17 protein-coding genes are annotated in these 18,555 nt (G+C 45.5%); 13 read left to right on the top strand and 4 right to left on the bottom strand.

Annotated features, from left to right (window positions below):
* Positions 1–289 precede the first annotated feature (289 nt).
* The 6 genes from AC3FZD_RS04340 to AC3FZD_RS04365 all read left to right on the top strand — a co-directional run bounded on the left by AC3FZD_RS04340 (position 290) and on the right by AC3FZD_RS04365 (position 4,512).
* Positions 290–1,300, top strand: coding sequence for a hypothetical protein (locus AC3FZD_RS04340; protein WP_488738953.1), 1,011 nt, complete (start codon positions 290–292; stop codon positions 1,298–1,300).
* A gap of 75 nt (positions 1,301–1,375) precedes the next feature.
* Positions 1,376–1,579, top strand: coding sequence for a DUF433 domain-containing protein (locus AC3FZD_RS04345; RefSeq protein ID WP_488738954.1), 204 nt, complete (start codon positions 1,376–1,378; stop codon positions 1,577–1,579).
* Positions 1,580–1,636: 57 nt separating this feature from the next.
* Positions 1,637–1,921 carry a DUF433 domain-containing protein gene (locus AC3FZD_RS04350; RefSeq protein ID WP_488738955.1) on the top strand — a complete coding sequence of 95 codons (285 nt, stop codon included), beginning with the start codon at positions 1,637–1,639 and terminating at the stop codon, positions 1,919–1,921.
* Positions 1,918–2,280: a DUF5615 family PIN-like protein gene (locus AC3FZD_RS04355; RefSeq protein WP_488738956.1), complete on the top strand. Its 363-nt coding sequence runs from the start codon at positions 1,918–1,920 to the stop codon at positions 2,278–2,280. The genes AC3FZD_RS04350 and AC3FZD_RS04355 overlap by 4 nt, the downstream gene beginning before the upstream one ends.
* Positions 2,281–2,534: 254 nt before the next feature.
* Positions 2,535–3,809, top strand: coding sequence for a hypothetical protein (locus AC3FZD_RS04360; protein WP_488738957.1), 1,275 nt, complete (start codon positions 2,535–2,537; stop codon positions 3,807–3,809).
* A 79-nt stretch (positions 3,810–3,888) separates the two neighbouring features.
* Entirely contained in the window at positions 3,889–4,512 is a 624-nt protein-coding gene (locus AC3FZD_RS04365) for a chorismate lyase (RefSeq protein WP_488740262.1), read from the top strand.
* Positions 4,513–4,525: 13 nt separating this feature from the next.
* Here AC3FZD_RS04365 and AC3FZD_RS04370 read toward each other — a convergent pair whose 3' ends face one another.
* The 3 genes from AC3FZD_RS04370 to AC3FZD_RS04380 all read right to left on the bottom strand — a co-directional run bounded on the left by AC3FZD_RS04370 (position 4,526) and on the right by AC3FZD_RS04380 (position 5,935).
* Positions 4,526–5,026 (bottom strand): hypothetical protein, encoded by a 501-nt coding sequence (locus tag AC3FZD_RS04370; RefSeq protein WP_488738958.1) that lies wholly within the window; start codon positions 5,024–5,026, stop codon positions 4,526–4,528.
* Between the two features lie 98 nt (positions 5,027–5,124).
* Positions 5,125–5,517 carry a YtxH domain-containing protein gene (locus AC3FZD_RS04375; protein ID WP_488738959.1) on the bottom strand — a complete coding sequence of 131 codons (393 nt, stop codon included), beginning with the start codon at positions 5,515–5,517 and terminating at the stop codon, positions 5,125–5,127.
* Positions 5,518–5,620: 103 nt separating this feature from the next.
* Positions 5,621–5,935 (bottom strand): hypothetical protein, encoded by a 315-nt coding sequence (locus tag AC3FZD_RS04380; RefSeq protein ID WP_488738960.1) that lies wholly within the window; start codon positions 5,933–5,935, stop codon positions 5,621–5,623.
* 163 nt (positions 5,936–6,098) lie between these two features.
* Between AC3FZD_RS04380 and AC3FZD_RS04385 the strand changes: the two genes are divergently transcribed.
* The 4 genes from AC3FZD_RS04385 to AC3FZD_RS04400 all read left to right on the top strand — a co-directional run bounded on the left by AC3FZD_RS04385 (position 6,099) and on the right by AC3FZD_RS04400 (position 14,368).
* Positions 6,099–8,306, top strand: coding sequence for an S-layer homology domain-containing protein (locus AC3FZD_RS04385; protein ID WP_488738961.1), 2,208 nt, complete (start codon positions 6,099–6,101; stop codon positions 8,304–8,306).
* Between the two features lie 542 nt (positions 8,307–8,848).
* On the top strand, positions 8,849–9,757 hold the full coding sequence (gene thyD, locus AC3FZD_RS04390; protein WP_488738962.1) for a thylakoid membrane protein ThyD: 909 nt from the start codon (positions 8,849–8,851) through the stop codon (positions 9,755–9,757).
* Between the two features lie 131 nt (positions 9,758–9,888).
* Positions 9,889–13,125, top strand: coding sequence for an ATP-binding protein (locus tag AC3FZD_RS04395; protein ID WP_488738963.1), 3,237 nt, complete (start codon positions 9,889–9,891; stop codon positions 13,123–13,125).
* Positions 13,126–13,150: 25 nt separating this feature from the next.
* The gene (locus AC3FZD_RS04400) at positions 13,151–14,368 is read left to right on the top strand and encodes a cation:proton antiporter domain-containing protein (RefSeq protein WP_488738964.1); all 1,218 of its coding nucleotides are present in this window, start codon (positions 13,151–13,153) and stop codon (positions 14,366–14,368) included.
* Positions 14,369–14,592: 224 nt separating this feature from the next.
* Here the strand turns inward: AC3FZD_RS04400 and ndk are convergent, their stop codons facing one another.
* The gene (gene ndk / locus AC3FZD_RS04405; protein ID WP_488738965.1) at positions 14,593–15,042 is read right to left on the bottom strand and encodes a nucleoside-diphosphate kinase; all 450 of its coding nucleotides are present in this window, start codon (positions 15,040–15,042) and stop codon (positions 14,593–14,595) included.
* Between the two features lie 144 nt (positions 15,043–15,186).
* On the opposite strand from ndk, the gene hemC reads away from it, so the two are divergent.
* The 3 genes from hemC (at position 15,187) to gatB (ending at position 18,407) form a co-directional block, all read left to right on the top strand.
* A complete protein-coding gene (gene hemC, locus AC3FZD_RS04410) occupies positions 15,187–16,155 on the top strand; it encodes a hydroxymethylbilane synthase (protein WP_488738966.1) in 969 nt (322 codons plus the stop codon).
* Positions 16,156–16,216: 61 nt separating this feature from the next.
* Positions 16,217–16,798, top strand: coding sequence for a thioredoxin family protein (locus tag AC3FZD_RS04415; RefSeq protein WP_488738967.1), 582 nt, complete (start codon positions 16,217–16,219; stop codon positions 16,796–16,798).
* Positions 16,799–16,922: 124 nt separating this feature from the next.
* Complete coding sequence (gene gatB, locus AC3FZD_RS04420; RefSeq protein WP_488738968.1) at positions 16,923–18,407, top strand: Asp-tRNA(Asn)/Glu-tRNA(Gln) amidotransferase subunit GatB; 1,485 nt, start codon at positions 16,923–16,925, stop codon at positions 18,405–18,407.
* The last annotated feature ends 148 nt before the right edge of the window (positions 18,408–18,555 follow it).

The following is an 18,555-nucleotide window of genomic DNA, read 5'->3' on the forward strand; positions in this document are numbered from 1 at the left end:
AGTCCATCACCGCAAAGTCTCCACCCCCTCCTGAGTCAGATGAACTGCTTCCCGCAAAAGCTTCTTTGCTACTAAAGCATCTATAGTCATCCATCCGATTAAAGCACCGACACCCAACATTGTCAATAGGCTACCCCCTGCCACCACTAGAGTAATCGAGTGTTGACAGTTGATAGATACTGAGGAAGTTTTTGATGACATTGTAACTTTTTGCAACATTTAAGACTTGTTCGTTAAAGCACCATGATAGAGTAGTTACTAAGTAATTCACTCAATCTAAGCCACGATCATGCAAGAATTTGGATTAACCCTCTCCCAAACCCAACTAATGTATAGCTTGCAGTACAATTTGGTACTCACGGATATTAAGCTAGAGGGAGAGAAGAACAAAAAGCTGTTAAAAATCACTTGGTTAGAAAAATGGCGAGATTCGATGAATACGATCTTGCAAAATCATAAAGAAGTGAGTCCCTCGATGGATATTACCTTGGGATTAATCACTAACTTTGATGACTTAAAAATTAAGGTGAGAGAAAAAGCCCAAGAGGTTGAACATAAATTTTCCTTCTATTTAATTTTATTAGAATCGACCCTATTTACTCCCTATTATCCGATCTTCGGAGATAGCAGAGATGGGCAATTTAAGGGGTTAAAATTTGCCGATCAAAACCTGATACAAGATAAACTGAGATCCTTTGCCCAATTGCTCAAACTCGATCCCGAATGTATTAAACGGTTTCAATCTCACTATCAGGATGCAGTGAGCGGGATTAAGGGAGGGTTTAATCCGTGGATAACGGGAGCAGTAGGCGCAGTGGTTTTAGCTGCGGTTGCTGCCTTGGGAACCCCCATTATTGCCGGTATTCTTGCCCCAATCGTTGCCCCTGGTTTGTCGGGAGCGGCGGCAGTTTCCTCGGTATTGGCGTTTTTGGGTGGAGGGGCAATCGCCGCCGGAGGCTTAGGAATGGCGGGCGGTGCTGCCGTTATTGCCGGTGGTGGAGCCATTTTAGGCGCGGGTACAGGGGTAGGAATGGGGTCATTATTTGCCCAATCTCCCACCACTGCCATTAACCAAGCCGCCAAATTAGAAGTAGTGATGAAAGAGCTAATTTTTGTGCAGAAAGATATCCGGTTAGCCCAAGAAATCATCAAAGAACAACGGCAAGGTATTCGCGCCCTAGAAGATGAAAGGGATGAATTGATGTACAACAAGGAAGCGAATGAGGAGAAAATCAAGAAGTTAGAGGAAGCATTAGATTACTTGAAACGAGCGCTACAGCGTAACCAAGAATTGTTGTGATCTGCCCTTTAAAGATAGGGTATAGGTTTATTCCGTTTCATCCTATCGGCTAACTTAGTAAGGAGGTAAAAGTTCATGCCCGATCTGAATGATTCATTATTGTCAAGAATTACGTTCGATCGCCAGATTTGTGCTGGCAAGCCAATTATTCGAGGGATGAGAATTTCCGTTGCCATGATTTTAGAATTGTTGGCTAAAGGAGCATCAATGCCAGAGATTTTAGAAGATTATCCTGACCTCGAAATCGCTGATATTTATGCCGCTCTTCTAAATTTGTAAAGCAACTGGTCTGTCTAGGTTATGATCGGTATGCAACATAGTGCATGGAAATTAACTATGCAAACCATCGATATTGGAACACTCATTATTAGGTCGCCAGGGATTTTGGGCGGTCGTCCTCATATCACAGGTACAAGAGTTTCAGTCCAACGTATCGCAGCTTGGTACAAAATGGGACTTAATGCCGAAGAGATTTCTGAGCGTATGGGCAATTTGAAACTTGCACAAGTTTATGCTGCTCTAACTTATTATCATGCTAATCAGTCAGAAATTGAAGAATACCTCATGGCTGAGAAATTGAATTACGAGCAGTTATCAGGAATGAGGCAACAGTCCCTATGAATTTAATTAGGCTGTTTATTGATGAAGATTCAATGGATCAGCGATTTGTAAATGCCTTAGAGTCCAGAGGAATTGACGTTATCACTGTTGGTGAGGCTCGAACCATCGGCTTTAGTGATGAAGAGCAGCTAATTCTGGCAACTGAACAAAACCGGGTTTTGTATACCTTTAACGTTGGTGATTTCTGCCAGTTGCACAATCAGTATATCTCTGAGGAAAGAATCCATGCTGGGATTATCATCTCTTCACAAGCTTATTCTATTGGGGAACAAATGCGACGAGTGCTTAAATTGATCTCAGCTAAAACTGCTGAAAATATGCTCAATCAACTGGTGTTTCTAAGTACCTACACTGTATGAATTTATGGCTATTTTGAAGCATTTACAGCGTTTTGCGGGGTAATGAGGTACAGCAAAAAAAGATCCCCCCTTGCCCCCCTTAAAAAGGGGGGAATAGGAAAGTCCCCCTTTTTAAGGGGGATTCAGGGGGATCTAGATGTACCGCATAGCAGCGAAAATTGCTGTAAGCTAAGTTTTCTAGTAACTCTAGTCATTTTTTTTAGCTCACTTCACTATAGTGATTTACCCGTTACCCATTACCCATTACCCATGCCATGTCAGACTTATTCAACTTCAAAGATCAATTTTCTGAATCCCATCAGAAAATGTCCGAAATCCATCAAGACTTTAAAACTCTTCGCCAGAGTCAACAGCAAGACTCTCAACGCTTAGATCGAATTGAGCAGGAAATCCAAGAAATTGCCCAACTTTTAGGGGTTTCTGTCGATGAAATTTTAGCCCAAAACTCTGCCAAACCTGCCCCGGTTAAACAAGCCACTTGGGACGATCGATTTTTCCTCAATAATCCCCTGGTTCCCCTGGAAGAGCGGGTTAAAAAAGAAGTGTTAAAAAAACCGGATTTACTCCCGTCTCTTTCTCAACTCGATTATGCGGTGGTGGGAATAACCGGTTTAGTGGCAACACTCCTTGATTTCTTCGTAGTAGCCATTCCCAAAGAGATCAATTATTTAGGCAAATATCAGCAAAAGGGCAGTCAATTTACCGGATGGTTGAGAACCTTGGGAATGGATGAGGGCAAGTTGCATCCGTTTTTGCAATGGTGCGAAAAAGTCTGTAAGGTTCCCTATGATAAAAGTATTTCCTCAGATATTCCTGGATTAAGTCCTAAAACCCATCGCTTGCTGAGTTTAGGTCACGATCCTTTATTCGGCTTAATTTTTGGCACATTTGATATCTTAAATGGTTCCCTGACCGCGTTTGATGCCCAAGGAAATCTGAAAATTATTAAAACTTGGAGTATGGCCGAGGAAAATAAAATTTTTGCTCCCTTAATTTGGTTGGGTCATATTGTTTCCGATATGTGTACATCCATGGGAATTCCGATTCCGGGATGGGGATTTACTCAGCTCTTGCAATTTGGCTCGATTGGCCCTAATAATATGACGATCGCCCAAACAGCCAACTGGATGTATGTCAATGGCTATGATTTGCGCCATCTACTCACTCTTTCTATACCCGTGGCAACCATCGAGCTAGTCATTCGCAGCTATCATTATTTGTCCACTCTAGAGCCAGAACCCTCTCAATTAAACCCTTCTAGGGCTTATGGACAAATTCAGAAGATTCAAGCCAACCTGAAGCTGAATAAAATGTTACTCCTCTCGCGAGCGATCGCCGTTAGTGGCAATGGCTTAAAAGTGTTTACCTATGCTGGAAATCCCCTAGCGGTGAACGTCACTCAATGGCAGTTTCTGATTAAAGATAGTGTAGCCATAGTGCAAGGGATGATGCGCGACAGAACTCCAGAACAACTGGTCAGAAATCGCCAGCAAATCAATCTCACTTGGCAGGAGATTCTTAATCATTGAAGAGATCTTGACCCCTTTACCAACCGATAGCGCTATCATAAAACTGAGGAAACGTTAAGTTATGTGAAGAGCCTTGACTATAACTGCCCAATCTCAAACCCTAACCCCAGTAACCCCGGCTTGGTCTCCCTTGCATCCCCTATGGCAAGGCGATGAAACCGCCATCCAAACCGGACTTCCCCACGAACAACTCTCTCCAGCTTGGCAAATTCTCTTACTAGGGGATGGTTCACCGACTCGTCATTTGCAATTATTAACCCGCGAACCGACGGAAGTCGATGTCATTGATATGTCCCCCATCGGCATGAATCCCGATGATGCTCCTACCCAAATTTCAGCAATTCCCGGCCCCAGACTAAGGCGACAGGTTTGGCTCAGAACTGCATCAGGACAACGGTTAGCCTATGCCACCTCTTGGTGGGAAGCCAGCCATGTAGATGACTATTTACAAAACCGTTCTTTACCGATTTGGGCCAGTTTAGCTCGATTGCGAACCGAGTTATATCGGGACATTCAAGGCTTGTATTATGGCCATTCCCCAGCCTTAGAGGAAGCCTTTGAGCAACCGGGGCCATTTTGGGGTCGTCATTATCTATTTTGGCATCATGGACGGCCATTTACATTAATTTATGAAGTATTTTCACCCTATTTGATTCAGTATTTGGGGCCAACGGCTTGTGGGGACGGGTTTATGCAAATGTAGGAGACGATCGCCTTTAACGATCCTTTTCGGTGGGGATGAGGGGAGAATCCGATCGCCGGGGAAGTTTGCGTCGAGTGCTACCATGGCGTTGATTTTCGCTTGCAGAAAGGGAGGGGGGATCGGAAGAAGCGATCGCCTCTCCCTTTTTCGAGGGTTGTTTGAATTGTTTCCAGGCCACTTTCAGACCCGTAAACACACTCTTTGTCGTCACTTGTACCCCTTTCGCTTGTTCGCGAGCCGTTTCTATGCCCCGATCGAGTTGTTTTGCTACTTTCGAGGCTCGTTGAACCCCCTCAGACACATCATCCGTTAGATCGCTAATTTCCATACCCGTCAAACGGATCGATTCCAGGGTAGGGGGAAGTTCTCGGCTCAAGGTATCAAACAACTTTTCCGCCGAGCGAGCCGCTCTCGCCAACTCCTTAACGGCTGGCACTGCAACAACTAACACGGCAGTTAAACTAACCGCTACCAAGAGAATAGATAATCCTAACCAAAATAGGGGGTCGATCACAAATAAAAGAGACGTTGGGTCAAAGGAGGGCGTAAGAGCATTATCTTCAGTTTACCTGTGGAATGGGATTGCCGAAGATCAATTCAGAGAGTCTTCTCTTAAGTTGCTGTTTCCGATCCATTAAACTCCTGAGTAAAAGGTGGATCGGCATCCGGATCGATCGCCTTCGCTTCCTTTTGCAAAGGACGAGCAGAAGCTTTCCCCATATCTTGCTCGCGCAACCCAGCTTCCACTCCCGCAGCAATCGCTTCCCGCAGTCGAGTCAGGGTATCCTCCCAGCCATCTTTCGTCGATGCTCCCAGGCGATCGGCCTGAAATTGAACACTCGTAGAAATATCCTCCGCTAAATCAGGCAGTGCAGCAACCGACTTTTTCAAAATCTTCCGAGTTTGTTGTCCACTGCGGGGAGCGATCAAAATACCCGTCACCACTCCCACTGCTGTACCCAACAACAAACCCCCAATAAACCGTCCCGATTGATTATTAGACATATCCTTGCCAGTATCCTCGTCAGACTACACCGCAAACAACCCAGCCATTAATATGCATAACCTGGGATAAAAACCCAAGTCCGCCTATTTCTTACCCCATATCTTACCTAACCTGGCGCTGATGTCTAGAGCGTCTGCGCCAAATTCCCAAAACTAAACTTAAAATAGATAAAACTTGTTCTACCTGGGCCCATTGTTGAGCCAACAGAGCATAACGATCTCGCACCCATCGAGTTCCCCGTTGTCCTCGGATAATTCGCTCCGAAGCATGGAAGAGAACGCGATCAGTACGCTTTTCTGCCATAATCAACACATCAGCAATGCGGGCTAATCGCTTCCTCAATCGCCCAATGCGCCAAGCCAACCACAAACAAAACGCAGAAATTAGTAAATTGAGACAAATAACCGTAGTCACCATGTTGAATTTAAATTGAGATCCTTCACATTTATCCACTCGTTACCAGATTGTCGCTCGCCAACCCCAAAGGGCGATCGCCCCTGTAGAATGGCCATATTCACCCTAGACTATCCCTGAATCGATAGTCTGTACTCCATTAACTGTACTCTTTAACCTGACACCTATGAGCATCCTCTATGTCAATCCGGCAACGGGTAATGATAGCAACTCTGGTGCGTCTAGCACTCCGTTCAAAACCATTAGTCGCGCTCTGCAAAATGTGCCCTCTGGAACCACCATTCAACTAGCGGCAGGCACTTATAATACGACCAGTGGCGAAGTCTTTCCCCTTACAGTTCCTTCTGGTGTAGCCATTTTAGGCAATGAAAGCAATAAAGGACAAGGTATTACCATTGATGGAGGAGGCAGTTATCTTAGCCCCACCTTTGCTGGACAAAATATTACCCTCAGACTCAACACCAATTCCCAATTACGAGGAGTAACCGTAACCAATCCTCTTACCCGTGGAACGGCTGTTTGGATTGAATCGGCTGCCCCAATTATTGCTAATAATACCTTTACTCGCTCCAAACGCGAAGGAGTTTTTGCTACAGGTAGCGCTAATCCCTTAATTGAGGGGAATGTGTTCCAATTGAATGATGCTAATGGCATTTCCATGGCCAAAAATTCCAAAGGGGAAATTCGCGGTAATGTCTGCGACCAAACAGGGTATGGAATTGCCGTTAGTGATGATGCTGCACCCCTGATTATTAGTAATCGCCTCAGTAATAATCGGGCGGGAATTGTGACTTCTAATCGCTCTCGTCCAGTTTTACGGCAAAATGTGCTTGAAAATAATACAGAAGATGGTTTAACCGTCATTTCCCAATCGGCTCCTGATTTGGGCAGCGCCCAAGATCCCGGCGGTAATATCTTTCAAGGGAATGGGGAATACGATCTGCAAAATGCTACCACAACGACCTTAATTTCTGCGGGCAATCAACTCAATCCGAATCGGGTGAAAGGGTTAATTGAATTTATTGCCAGTGATGTGATTACCCCACCCCCAACTCCTGCACCTCCCCCCACACCAACGCCAACCCCAACCCCCACACCAACCCCAACCCCAACCCCCACACCAACGCCCGCGCCAACCCCCACACCCGCGCCAACACCTACGCCAACACCAACCCCTACACCAACCCCAACCCCAGTACAATTGCGTGATGTAGCAGGCCATTGGGCACAAGATTTTATTGAAACTTTAGTCAGTAAAGGGATTATTAGTGGATTTCCGGATGGTACATTCCGCCCCAATAATAATCTCACCCGTGCAGAGTATGCGGCTCTGTTGGCGAAAGCGTTTAATTTGCCCTTGAAGCGTCCGGCGATCGCGTTTTTGGATATTTCCAGCCGGTTTTGGGGTGCAGCAGCGATCGCCAAAAGTTCCCAAATGGGCTTTTTATCAGGTTATCCCGATGGTACATTTCGCCCCAGTCGCAATTTAACCCGCACAGAGGCGATCGTGGCCTTAATTAGTGGCTTAGAATTAACCGGTGGTGATAGTAGCGCCTTGTTTGTATTCCGCGATCGCACCACTATTCCCAGTTATGCCACCACCAAAATCACCACAGCAACCGTTAAAGGCATGATTGTCAACTATCCCGATCTAGGATTACTCAATCCTCGACGAGATATTACCCGTGCAGAAATGGCCGCTATTCTCTATCAATCCTTAGTCGCCACCGGACAAGCCAATCCAATTAATTCTCGCTATATTGTTCCCGGCACTGGCACATCCTCTAATACCACCGATTCCTTTACCGATTTAGTCGGCCACTGGGCCCAGCCTTTTGTTACCGGGTTATTAGAACAGGATTTAATTAGCGGCTTCCAAGATGGCACATTCCGGCCCGATAGTTCCATTAATCGTGCCCAATATGCCGCTTTATTGGTCAAAGTGTTTAATCCCCAACCTAAACGGGATGCCGTGAATTTTAAGGATGTACCGGCAGATTTTTGGGCAGCTAATGCCATTCAACAGGCTTATCGAGCAGGCTTTTTATCCGGTGTTTCTGCCGATACGTTTAATCCCAGTGCTAATGTGAAGCGATCGGATGTGTTGGTTTCCCTGGTAAATGGTTTAGATTTGGGTGTGGCCGATTCTAGCCTGTTGAGTGTGTTTGAAGACCGGGATCAGATTCCCAGCTATGCACAAGGGGCGATCGCCAAAGCCTTGCAAAAGCTCTTAGTGATCAATTATCCCAACGTCAACCGCTTGCGACCCAATGACGAAGCCACCCGTGCCGAAACCGCAGCCATGATTTATCAAGCCCTTGTGGATGCTGGACAGGTAAGCGCCATTACCTCAAGTCAGGTCGCATCTACCTAGGGAATGGGGCATAGGGAATGGGGAACAGGAATAGTTCCCCCATCCCCATCACCGGCCAAAAGATAAATAACTGAGGGGAGTTGAAGAAGAATTAGCCTCTACTGCTGGTGGATTAATCGGAATAAGCACACACAGACCAGCAATAACGGTTAATAAACATATAACTGATATTGGATGAATGTTAAGTGTAGAGTTCATAAAGTTAGCTTCCCCGAATCGGTAGATTTTTTAAATTTCACTCCTCTACTAGAACCTGCCATCAGTTCAGTAATATTGATTGAATAATACCTATTTTAAGCGATAGATTCCCTCTTGTCTTCCGATATTTTACGGTTTTTCAACTTGGGTTAACTTTTTCTTTTTTTTAAAATTCATCTCCACCTTTGGGGCAGTTTTGCCCAGCCATCAGCTCATCAGAACCCTGAAAATTACGCATTTTTAATGATGTTTATTGTCTTCATGCCTTCAATAATTACCCTCATGGGCTTACAATAGCTAAACTAAACAATTGTGAAAGTTTATTAATTGTGTCTTTAAATCCCATGAAAATAGCAGTAACAGGAGCAACCGGATTTATAGGACTAGCCCTAGTCCAACGGCTGATAGCGGAAAACGAGCAAGTTTTAGTTTTGACTCGCCATCCCGATAAAGCCAAACGCATCTGGCCCTCTGGAGTAGAAATCGTGGGGTATTCGGTGACCACGGGGGGCCCGTGGCAAGATCAAATTGCTGGATGTGATGGAGTCGTCAATTTAGCAGGCGCACCCATTGCTGAAGAACGATGGACAGCCGAGCGCAAGCAAATTTTGCGCCAGAGTCGGATTCTGGGAACGCAAAAATTGGTCGAAGCCATTGGTGCAGTTGACCCTAAGCCTCAAGTATTAGTGAATACTTCGGCTATTGGCTATTACGGAACCAGTGAAACGGCTGAATTTGATGAAACCTCCCCGGCTGGAAATGATTTTCTGGCTCAATTGTGTGTGGAATGGGAACAGAGCGCCCAAGCCGTCAGCCAGTATGGGGTCAGATGTGCGATCTTGCGATTTGGTATTGTAGTGGGCAATGGGGGAGCAGTTGCCAAAATGATCCCTCCCTTCAAGATGTTTGCCGGTGGCCCCATTGGTAGCGGTCAACAGTGGTTCTCTTGGATAGATATCAACGATTTAGTCGCGTTAATCTGTTTTGCCCTGCGTCAACCGCAAATGCAAGGCACATTTAATGCTACTGCACCTAACCCAGTCCGCATGAATGACCTGGCCTCGACCCTGGGAAGTATCCTGAATCGACCCAATTGGCTCCCCGTACCCAGTTTTGTCTTAGATGCTCTCTTAGGAGATGGGGCAAAAGTGGTTTTAGAAGGGCAAAAGGTTATACCCCAAAAAACGCTAGAGGCTGGGTTTGAGTTTAAATCCCCTACCCTGAAAGCCGCTTTAGAAAAACTACTGAAATAATATAGTCATGAAATGATAAGATAATCAAACCAATTGCAGAGAGCAACACAGGTTAACTTTCTACATGCAGCTCCGTCGAAGTTAACCTGCTTGGCGATCTGCCTTAATGGTATCGTTTTTCCCGTTAGTCTATGGTCTCCCAGTCTCATCGCTGGTCTCAATTGCTGCAACGGCTTCCTTTACGAGCGGTTTTGATTGTACCGTTTGTTGCTCAATTGGGGGTCACGGTGGGGTTAGTGGGTTATTTATCCTATCGGAGCGCCCAAAAGAGTGTCGATCATCTGGCTCAACAGTTAATGGAAGATCGAGCCTCCAAAGTTCAGCTCTATCTCTTAAGTGAACTCTCTAATCTATACCGAATTAACCAGATTAATATTGATGCAGTCGAACACAATCAACTCAATCTTGATAACTTAGACGAGGTGGTGCAATATTTCTTAGGGCAATTACAACAATTTCCCTCAGTCACCACGTTAATGTTAGGGTTGCCAGAGGGACAGTTTCGTGTGGTTCACCGGAGTACAGTTCAACCGGGAAGGATTGAATTGGGCTATTCTAACCCCAAGAAATTGAATGAGTTTATTGTTGATTTTGTGAGTAAAGCAGGCGATCGCCAGGAAAATCTAGAAGTATTATCTCCCTTTCCCGTCCAGGAGCGCCCCTGGTATCAAGCAGCAGAGCGCGATCGCACCCCCGGTTGGACAGAACCCTTTCAGATTGGAGAAGATCCGGTACTAGCGATTAATGCTTATGCTCCCTTTTACCATCAGAATCAACAACTCAAGGGCATATTTTCCGTCAACTTAAGCCTAAACGGACTGCAACAATTTCTCCAATCTCTACCCATTTGTCCAGGGTGTCGGATTCTGATCATGGACAACCAAGGACGACTGATCGCCAGCTCCACCCCCGATCCCCCCTTTCAAGTCAACCTAGATACCACCGCATCCGAACCCAAGCCAATCTTTAAACGCATCACTCCCAGGGAAAGTAACGATCCAATTATTGCGGCTGTGGGAGCCAATTTAGCCCAGGATAGTCCAAAAAACTCTAGCCATTCCATCTATCGTCAGTTAACCGTTACTCCATCCGGAGAAACCCCACAAAAGTATAGATTTTACCTGGAAGAATTGGCCATTTCCGAGCAGCAAAAGCAGATTCAAGGCAATCTATTTATTTCTCAATTGCCTAGGGGTTGGCAGGTGGGGATGATTGTTCCTGAAGCTGAATTTATGGGCCAGATTCAAGCTAATACTTACCGAACGATTGGCTTATGTATTTTAGCTCTAGTTCTATCCGTCGGCTTCGGTTTAGTTACTGCCCATTGGATCATCTATCCTCTAGTGAGTTTGCAAAACAGTAGCCAAGAAATTGCTTCTGGTAATCTGGATAGCTCAGTGGCGATCGTGGGTATTGGTGTAGTGCATCACTTGACCGATAGCTTTAGTCAAATGCAGCAACAACTGAAATATTCCTTCCAAACCATTGCTGAAAAAGAACATGAACTCACTCTCATTATTAACAGCTTGCCTTTGGGTGTAGCGGTGTTTGATCCTCAAGGAAAACTGATTTTAATAAACCCCAAAGGCAAAGAAATTTTACGGGGACAGATGCCAGGAAGTCCCCTTAAAGAAATCAATCAAGCTTATCAGGTGTATCGAGCCGGAACTTCAACCCTCTACCCTTTAGACCAACTGCCTCTCATGCGGGCTATCCAGGGCGAAAATGCCTATGCTGATGACCTAGAACTCAGAAGAGATGGGTTAACTATTTCCCTAGAAGTCAACACTGCTCCCATCCGCAACCTAGAGGGAGAAGTGATTTATGCCATTAATGTCTTTCAAGAAATTAGCGATCGCAAACAAGCCGAAGCCCTAGTGACCAACTATAACCAAATCCTAGAAAAACAAGTTAGAGATCGCACCAGAGAACTCTATCAAGCCAATACCGAGCTAGAAAACGCCAAACAAAGAGCCGAAAAAGCCAACCAAGCCAAAAGCGAATTTATCGCCAACATGAGCCATGAATTGCGTACCCCTCTCAACGCTATTCTCGGTTATCCTGCCCTCTTACAAAATAGTCCTCACCTGAGCAAACAAGACCGGCACTATCTGCAACTGATTAACCAAAGTGGAACCTATTTACTCAGTTTAATTAATCAAATTCTCGATTTTTCTAAAATTGAGGCGGGTCGCTTATCTCTAGACCTAACCTATTTTAATCTTCATCACCTTGTTGAAGAGATCCAGACGATGTTTGACTTGAAAGCTAAAGCCAAAGATTTAAAACTAGAAGTCGAGGTAGATTCCGATCTCCCCAACAGGATTGAAACCGATCGAGTTAAACTGCAACAAGTCCTGATTAATCTCCTGAATAATGCCATTAAGTTTACTTCTGTAGGCTCGGTCAGTTTGACCGTGAAAAAACTCTCCAATCAACAGATCCAATTCACCGTTATCGATACCGGAGTCGGTATAGCCTCGGAAGAACTCGAACAGGTTTTTCAACCCTTTGTGCAAACTCAAAGCGGTCGTCATAGTGGCGAAGGAACGGGTTTAGGTTTAACGCTCAGTCAGAAGTTTGTAGAGATGCTTGGCTCAACTTTAAGAGTGAAAAGTGAGCTGGATAAGGGCACTCAATTTCAATTTGAACTCGATATCCAAGAAACAGCAAATACTGCCAGCTCTTATATCTCATCCTCTAGCCAGGTGATGGGGTTAGCCGCCGATCAAACCAACTTCCGTATTTTAGTCACGGATGATAATGAAACTAATCGACTCCTATTAGTTTCTATCTTGAAAGAGTGGGGATTTGAAGTGCAGGAAGCTCAAGATGGGAAAGAAGCCATCCAGATCTGGAAAAGCTGGAAACCCCATCTTATTTTTATGGATATGCGGATGCCGAATATGAGCGGAGAAGAAGCCACAAAGGTGATTAAAAAAACCGTTCAAAATCCCAATCCTGTGATTATTGCTCTCACGGCTAGTGCCTTCGATCATCAGAGAGAATCTGTTCTTGCGGCTGGCTGCGATCGGATCATCTCTAAACCGTTTAGGACAGTTGAGATTAGCCAAGTGTTAGAAAAATATCTGGGTCTGGAATTTACTTATCAGGAAAAAGTAGAAATACCTGCCTATGATCTAGACTATTTGAATGAAACCGATCTAGAAAATATCTCGAATCAATGGCTGGAAAAATTAGAAAATGCGGTGGTAATGGGAATGCCTGACGAAATGGATGAAGTGATTGATCGATTAGGCCCTGAGCATGAGAAACTCTCTCGGTTTTTGCAGGTTTTGATCGATGATTTTGAGTTTGAAAAAATCCTGGACTGGATTGAAAAAAACAAGAATTCTGAGTCAAAATGATGAAAATCAAAAAAGGAATTCATTGATGTTACTTCAATTCGCCTTGATTATCCTGATCGCCCTGATCTTGTATTATTTGTTTATCCAGATCAAAATGCCTGGGTTACTGGGGCTAGTGACGACTGGATTAATGATTGGGCCAAGCTTTCTCAATTGGGTCAATGAGCCTGTTTTAGAGCTGTTGAAAGAGTTTAAGACAGTGGCGTTAATTGTGATTCTCATTCGTGCTGGTTTAGGCATTAATCGAGCCACTTTAAATACGATTGGGGGGCCAGCTATTCGTCTGAGTTTCATTCCCGGAATTATTGAGGGAACAGTGATTTTATTACTCTCCCATTTTCTCTTAAATTTGACGTTGATTGAAGGGGGAATGCTGGGATTTATTTTAGCAGCAGTTTCCCCAGCAGTGGTTGTTCCCTCAATGCTAGAACTCAAGGATGCAGGTTGGGGAAAACATAAGGAAATTCCTACTTTAGTGTTGGCTGGTGCATCGGCGGATGATGTATTTGCGATTACTCTTTTTGGGGTTTTTGTGGGTTTAGCGACGGGGGAATCCTTGAATGTTACCCATATATTGGTGAGCGTTCCCCTGGGAATTTTTGTCGGGGTAGCAATCGGAGTGGGGATTGGGTTTGGTTTAGTTGGGTTCTTTAAGCGTTATCATATCCGAGATACAAAAAAGGTGATTATCTTGACGATGATTGCGGTTTTGTTTTATGAGTTTACGGAACTCGATGCGGTGAAAAGCTTAATCCCGATCGCCGGTTTGTTGGGAATTATGGCGATCGGGTTTGTTATCCTAGAAAAATATGATACTCTCGCCCATCGCCTGGCAGCTAAGTTTGGTAAGGTTTGGGTATTAGCAGAAATTCTATTATTTGTGTATATTGGCACGCAAGTAAATGTAAATCAAATCAGTATCGAAGTGTTGGGAATGGGTGTATCGATCCTATTTTTGGGTTTAATCGCTCGCAGTGTGGGGGTTTGGCTTTCCTTACTCAAGTGCCATTTAAACACGAAGGAAAAGATCTTTTGTATGATTGCTTATTGGCCTAAAGCTACGGTGCAAGCGGCGATTGGGGCAGTACCATTGAGTTTGTTTTATGACGGTAAAATGACCTCAATGACGGAAACAACCGGACAAACGATTTTAGCGATCGCCGTTTTGAGTATCATTATCACAGCACCCCTAGGGGCGATTGGTATTCAGTGGAGCGGCCCCAAACTCCTGAGTAAACCGTAATACAGGGATGGGGAGATGGGGGGATGGGGAGATGGGGAGCGAGACGCTCCCACTCCAGTAATATCAACAGATAGAAGGAGTGCGAGCATCTTGCTCGCTAGTTGTTTTTTCTAGGTATGGCTCGCTTGTTCTTTCTAGGGAGCAAGACGTTTGTCTAGGGAGCAAGACGTTTGTCCGGTAGCACGCCCAAAAACCTAAAGCATCATTTTCGTACAGTCGCGGGACTACTCGTATAACCAAGAAGTCATACTCGGTTCCCAAACCGCTAATTCTTCCTCCTTAAACCATAAGGCAATTTCCCGTTGAGCGGTTTCAATGGCATCTGAACCATGGATGAGATTGCGTCCCACACTCACCCCTAAATCACCACGAATGGTTCCCGGTTCCGCACTTAAGGGATTGGTTGCACCAATAATTTTCCGGGCCGATGCCACAACTCCTTCCCCTTCCCAAACCATAGCAACTACTGGGCTGGAAATAATAAACTCTACTAAGCTAGGGAAAAAGGGCCGTTCCTTATGCACATCATAGTGCTGCTCTGCCAGCTCTCGACTGACATTCATCAACTTTAAGCCGACTAACTTAAAACCCTTACTTTCAAAGCGAGTGATGATGTTGCCCACTAATCCCCGTTGCACACCGTCAGGTTTAATGGCGATAAAAGTACGTTCCAAAGTTATCTCCTTTTTAGATCAGCGCTTCCAATTATCTCATCCTTTGTCTATCCGTCATGGTCTATTGCCCATCCTCCGATCTCTCCATCTCCATTCCCTGGTAATCTAGATCGAGTGAGTCTATCTGCAAAAAAACGATCATTAATGACCTCCTCTGCTACAACCCCAACCCGAACTGTACGCCTGGGTTCCCGTAAAAGCCAACTCGCTCTGGTTCAAAGCGAATGGGTGCAAGCTCAACTCCAGGCCCACTACCCCGATACCCAGTTTGAACTTGAAACCATGAGTACCCAAGGGGATAAAATCTTAGATGTTCCCCTGGCCAAGATTGGCGATAAGGGGTTGTTTACTAAGGAACTGGAAGTGGGAATGCTGGCTAAACAAACGGATTTGGCTGTGCATTCGCTCAAGGATTTACCCACTAATTTACCGGAAGGCTTGGTTCTCGGTTGTGTGACTGAACGGGAAAACCCGGCTGATGCATTGGTGGTGAATGCTAAGTATGGGGATAAGAATTTGGAAACCCTCCCGGATGGTGCGGTGGTGGGTACATCTTCCTTGCGACGTTTAGCCCAATTGCGCCATCATTTCCCGAAGCTGGCGTTTAAGGATGTGCGAGGCAATTTGAATACTCGGCTCAAGAAGTTGGATGATGGGGAATATGATGCCCTGATTCTAGCAGCAGCAGGGTTAAAACGCTTGGAAATGAGCGATCGCATTCAACAAGAGATTCCCTCTGATATTTCTCTCCATGCCGTGGGCCAAGGGGCATTGGGTATCGAGTGCCGCGAGGGAGATACGGAAATTTTGGATATTATTCAAGTCATCCAACATGAGGCCACCCTCTATCGCTGTTTGGCTGAACGGGCTTTTCTGCGGAGCTTAGAAGGGGGCTGTCAAGTGCCCATCGGGGTGAATACCTCCATTGAAGGCGATCGCCTTACATTAGTAGGTATGGTAGCCAGTTTAGACGGTCAGCGCTTGATCCGTGACCAAATTACCGGCAGTTGCCAAGAAGCCGAACAACTGGGGATTAATCTCGCCCAAGAGTTACGGGGACGCGGTGCAGGGGAAATTCTCGCTGAAATTCTTGCCCAAGTTAACCGCAGTTAAAACCGGTAGCGCCCTCTCCCCTGAGAGAGGGATTTAAACTGACTTTTTACATTTAATCCCTATGGCGAGAACCGAATCAACTATGTTGGCGTTAGGCACTCTAGCGCCCGACTTTCAACTCCCAGATGTGGTCTCTGGAGCAATAATTTCTTTAGAGAGTTTTGCCCAGAAACAAGCCCTTGTGGTCATGTTTATTTGTCAACATTGTCCATTTGTTAAGCATATTCAAGAGCAACTGTCAAGCCTAGGAAAAGACTATCACAATACGGATTTAGGAATTGTGGCGATTAGTGCCAATGATGCGGTGAAATATCCCGATGATTCCCCGGAAAAGTTAAAACAAATGGCTCAAGAACTAGGCTTTACCTTCCCCCTTTGCTACGATGAAACTCAGGAAGTGGCAAAAAGTTATACAGCAGCTTGTACTCCGGATTTCTTCCTCTTTGATGGCGATCGCCACCTCGTGTACCGAGGTCAACTCGATGATTCTCGCCCCAGTATCAATATTCCCGTAACCGGTAGAGATTTGCGCCAGGCGATCGCCTCCACCTTAGCCGGAAAAACCGTAAATTCCGAACAAAAGCCCAGTCTTGGTTGTAACATTAAATGGAAACCAGGCAATGAACCCCCTTATTACCGCTAGGCAGACGGAGAGCCAACCCCCTGTTCCTCCTGGCCATCCCCAGGATGAACTTGAGTGCAATTTCAATCCGTAGACGGATAAGCGATAATAGAACTTAACCTGAAATTACAAGAAGACTTCACCTATGGCCACTGCTGCACCTGCAAAAACCGAGTATGAAGCGATTATTGGTTTAGAAACTCATTGTCAATTGAGTACCGAAACCAAAATTTTCTCCTATTCCTCCACAGCCTTTGGTGCAACACCGAACACGAATATCGATCCCATTTGCTTGGGTTTACCCGGAGTGTTGCCGGTTTTGAATCAGAAGGTTTTAGAATATGCCGTAAAAGCCGGTTTAGCCCTGAACTGCACGATCGCCAAATACAGCAAATTCGATCGCAAACAATATTTTTACCCCGATCTACCCAAAAATTATCAGATTTCTCAGTACGATCTGCCCATTGCCGAGCAGGGGTGGCTAGAAATTGAGTTAGCGGATAAAGAGGGCAAACCGAGACGGAAAAAAATCGGCATTACTCGCTTACATATGGAAGAGGATGCAGGAAAATTAGTCCATGGCGGTAGCGATCGCCTCTCCGGTTCTACCTTCTCCCTAGTAGACTACAATCGCGCTGGCGTTCCTCTAATTGAAATTGTCTCCGAACCCGATCTGCGCTCTGGCGAAGAAGCAGCCGAATACGCCCAAGAATTGCGCCGCATTATGCGCTATTTGGGAGTGAGCGATGGCAACATGCAAGAAGGATCGCTACGCTGTGATGTCAATATTTCCGTCCGTCCCGTCGGGCAAAAAGAATTTGGCGTAAAGGTGGAAATTAAGAATATGAACTCCTTTAGCGCCATTCAAAAAGCCATTGATTACGAAATTGAACGGCAAATTGAAGCCATTGAAGCGGGAGAACCCATTTTCCAAGAAACTCGCCTGTGGGAAGAAGGAGCGCAACGCACGGTGAGTATGCGGAGCAAAGAAGGATCGAGCGACTATCGTTATTTTCCCGAACCCGACTTACCCCCCATTGAGGTTTCTGCGGATCAACTGCAAGAATGGGCGGGACAATTGCCCGAACTACCAGCTCAAAAACGCGATCGCTATGAAACTGAGTTCGGCCTATCTTCCTATGACGCTCGCGTGATCACCGATGATAGCACGGTGGCGGCCTTTTTCGAGCAAACCCTAGCTGCTGGAGGAACCGCTAAACTAGCCACCAACTGGATTATGGGCGATATTGCCGCTTATCTCAATGCCGAAAAAGTGAAAATCACCGACATCGCCCTCACTCCCGAAGCCTTAGCCGAGTTAATTCAGCTCATTGAAGCCGAAACCATTAGCTCGAAAATTGCCAAGGATTTGCTCCCGGAATTAATCACCCAAGGCGGATCGCCGGAAAAATTAGTGGCAAGCAAGGGGTTGACCCAAATTTCCGATCCCGAAACCCTGAACGCTATGATTGCCGAAGTTCTGGCGGCTCATCCCAAGGAACTCGAACAGTACCGCAATGGTAAAACTAAGCTCAAAGGCTTCTTTGTGGGGCAAATGATGAAGAAAACCGACGGTCGAGCCGATCCCAAGTTAACCAACCAACTGTTAGCCAAGCAGTTAGATGGTTAAGCTTTATCATTCCTTGATATTACTGTCGAGATCTCCGATCCGGTGTTTTTTCAGTATTTACACTGAAGTCTGCCGCCGAGTTCTCCATACTTTCCCGTAAAATTGGCGGAATCATCCAAGATAACCCGGAAAGGTACTTTAATAATTA

This window comes from Roseofilum sp. KMC-1 (assembly GCF_057802075.1).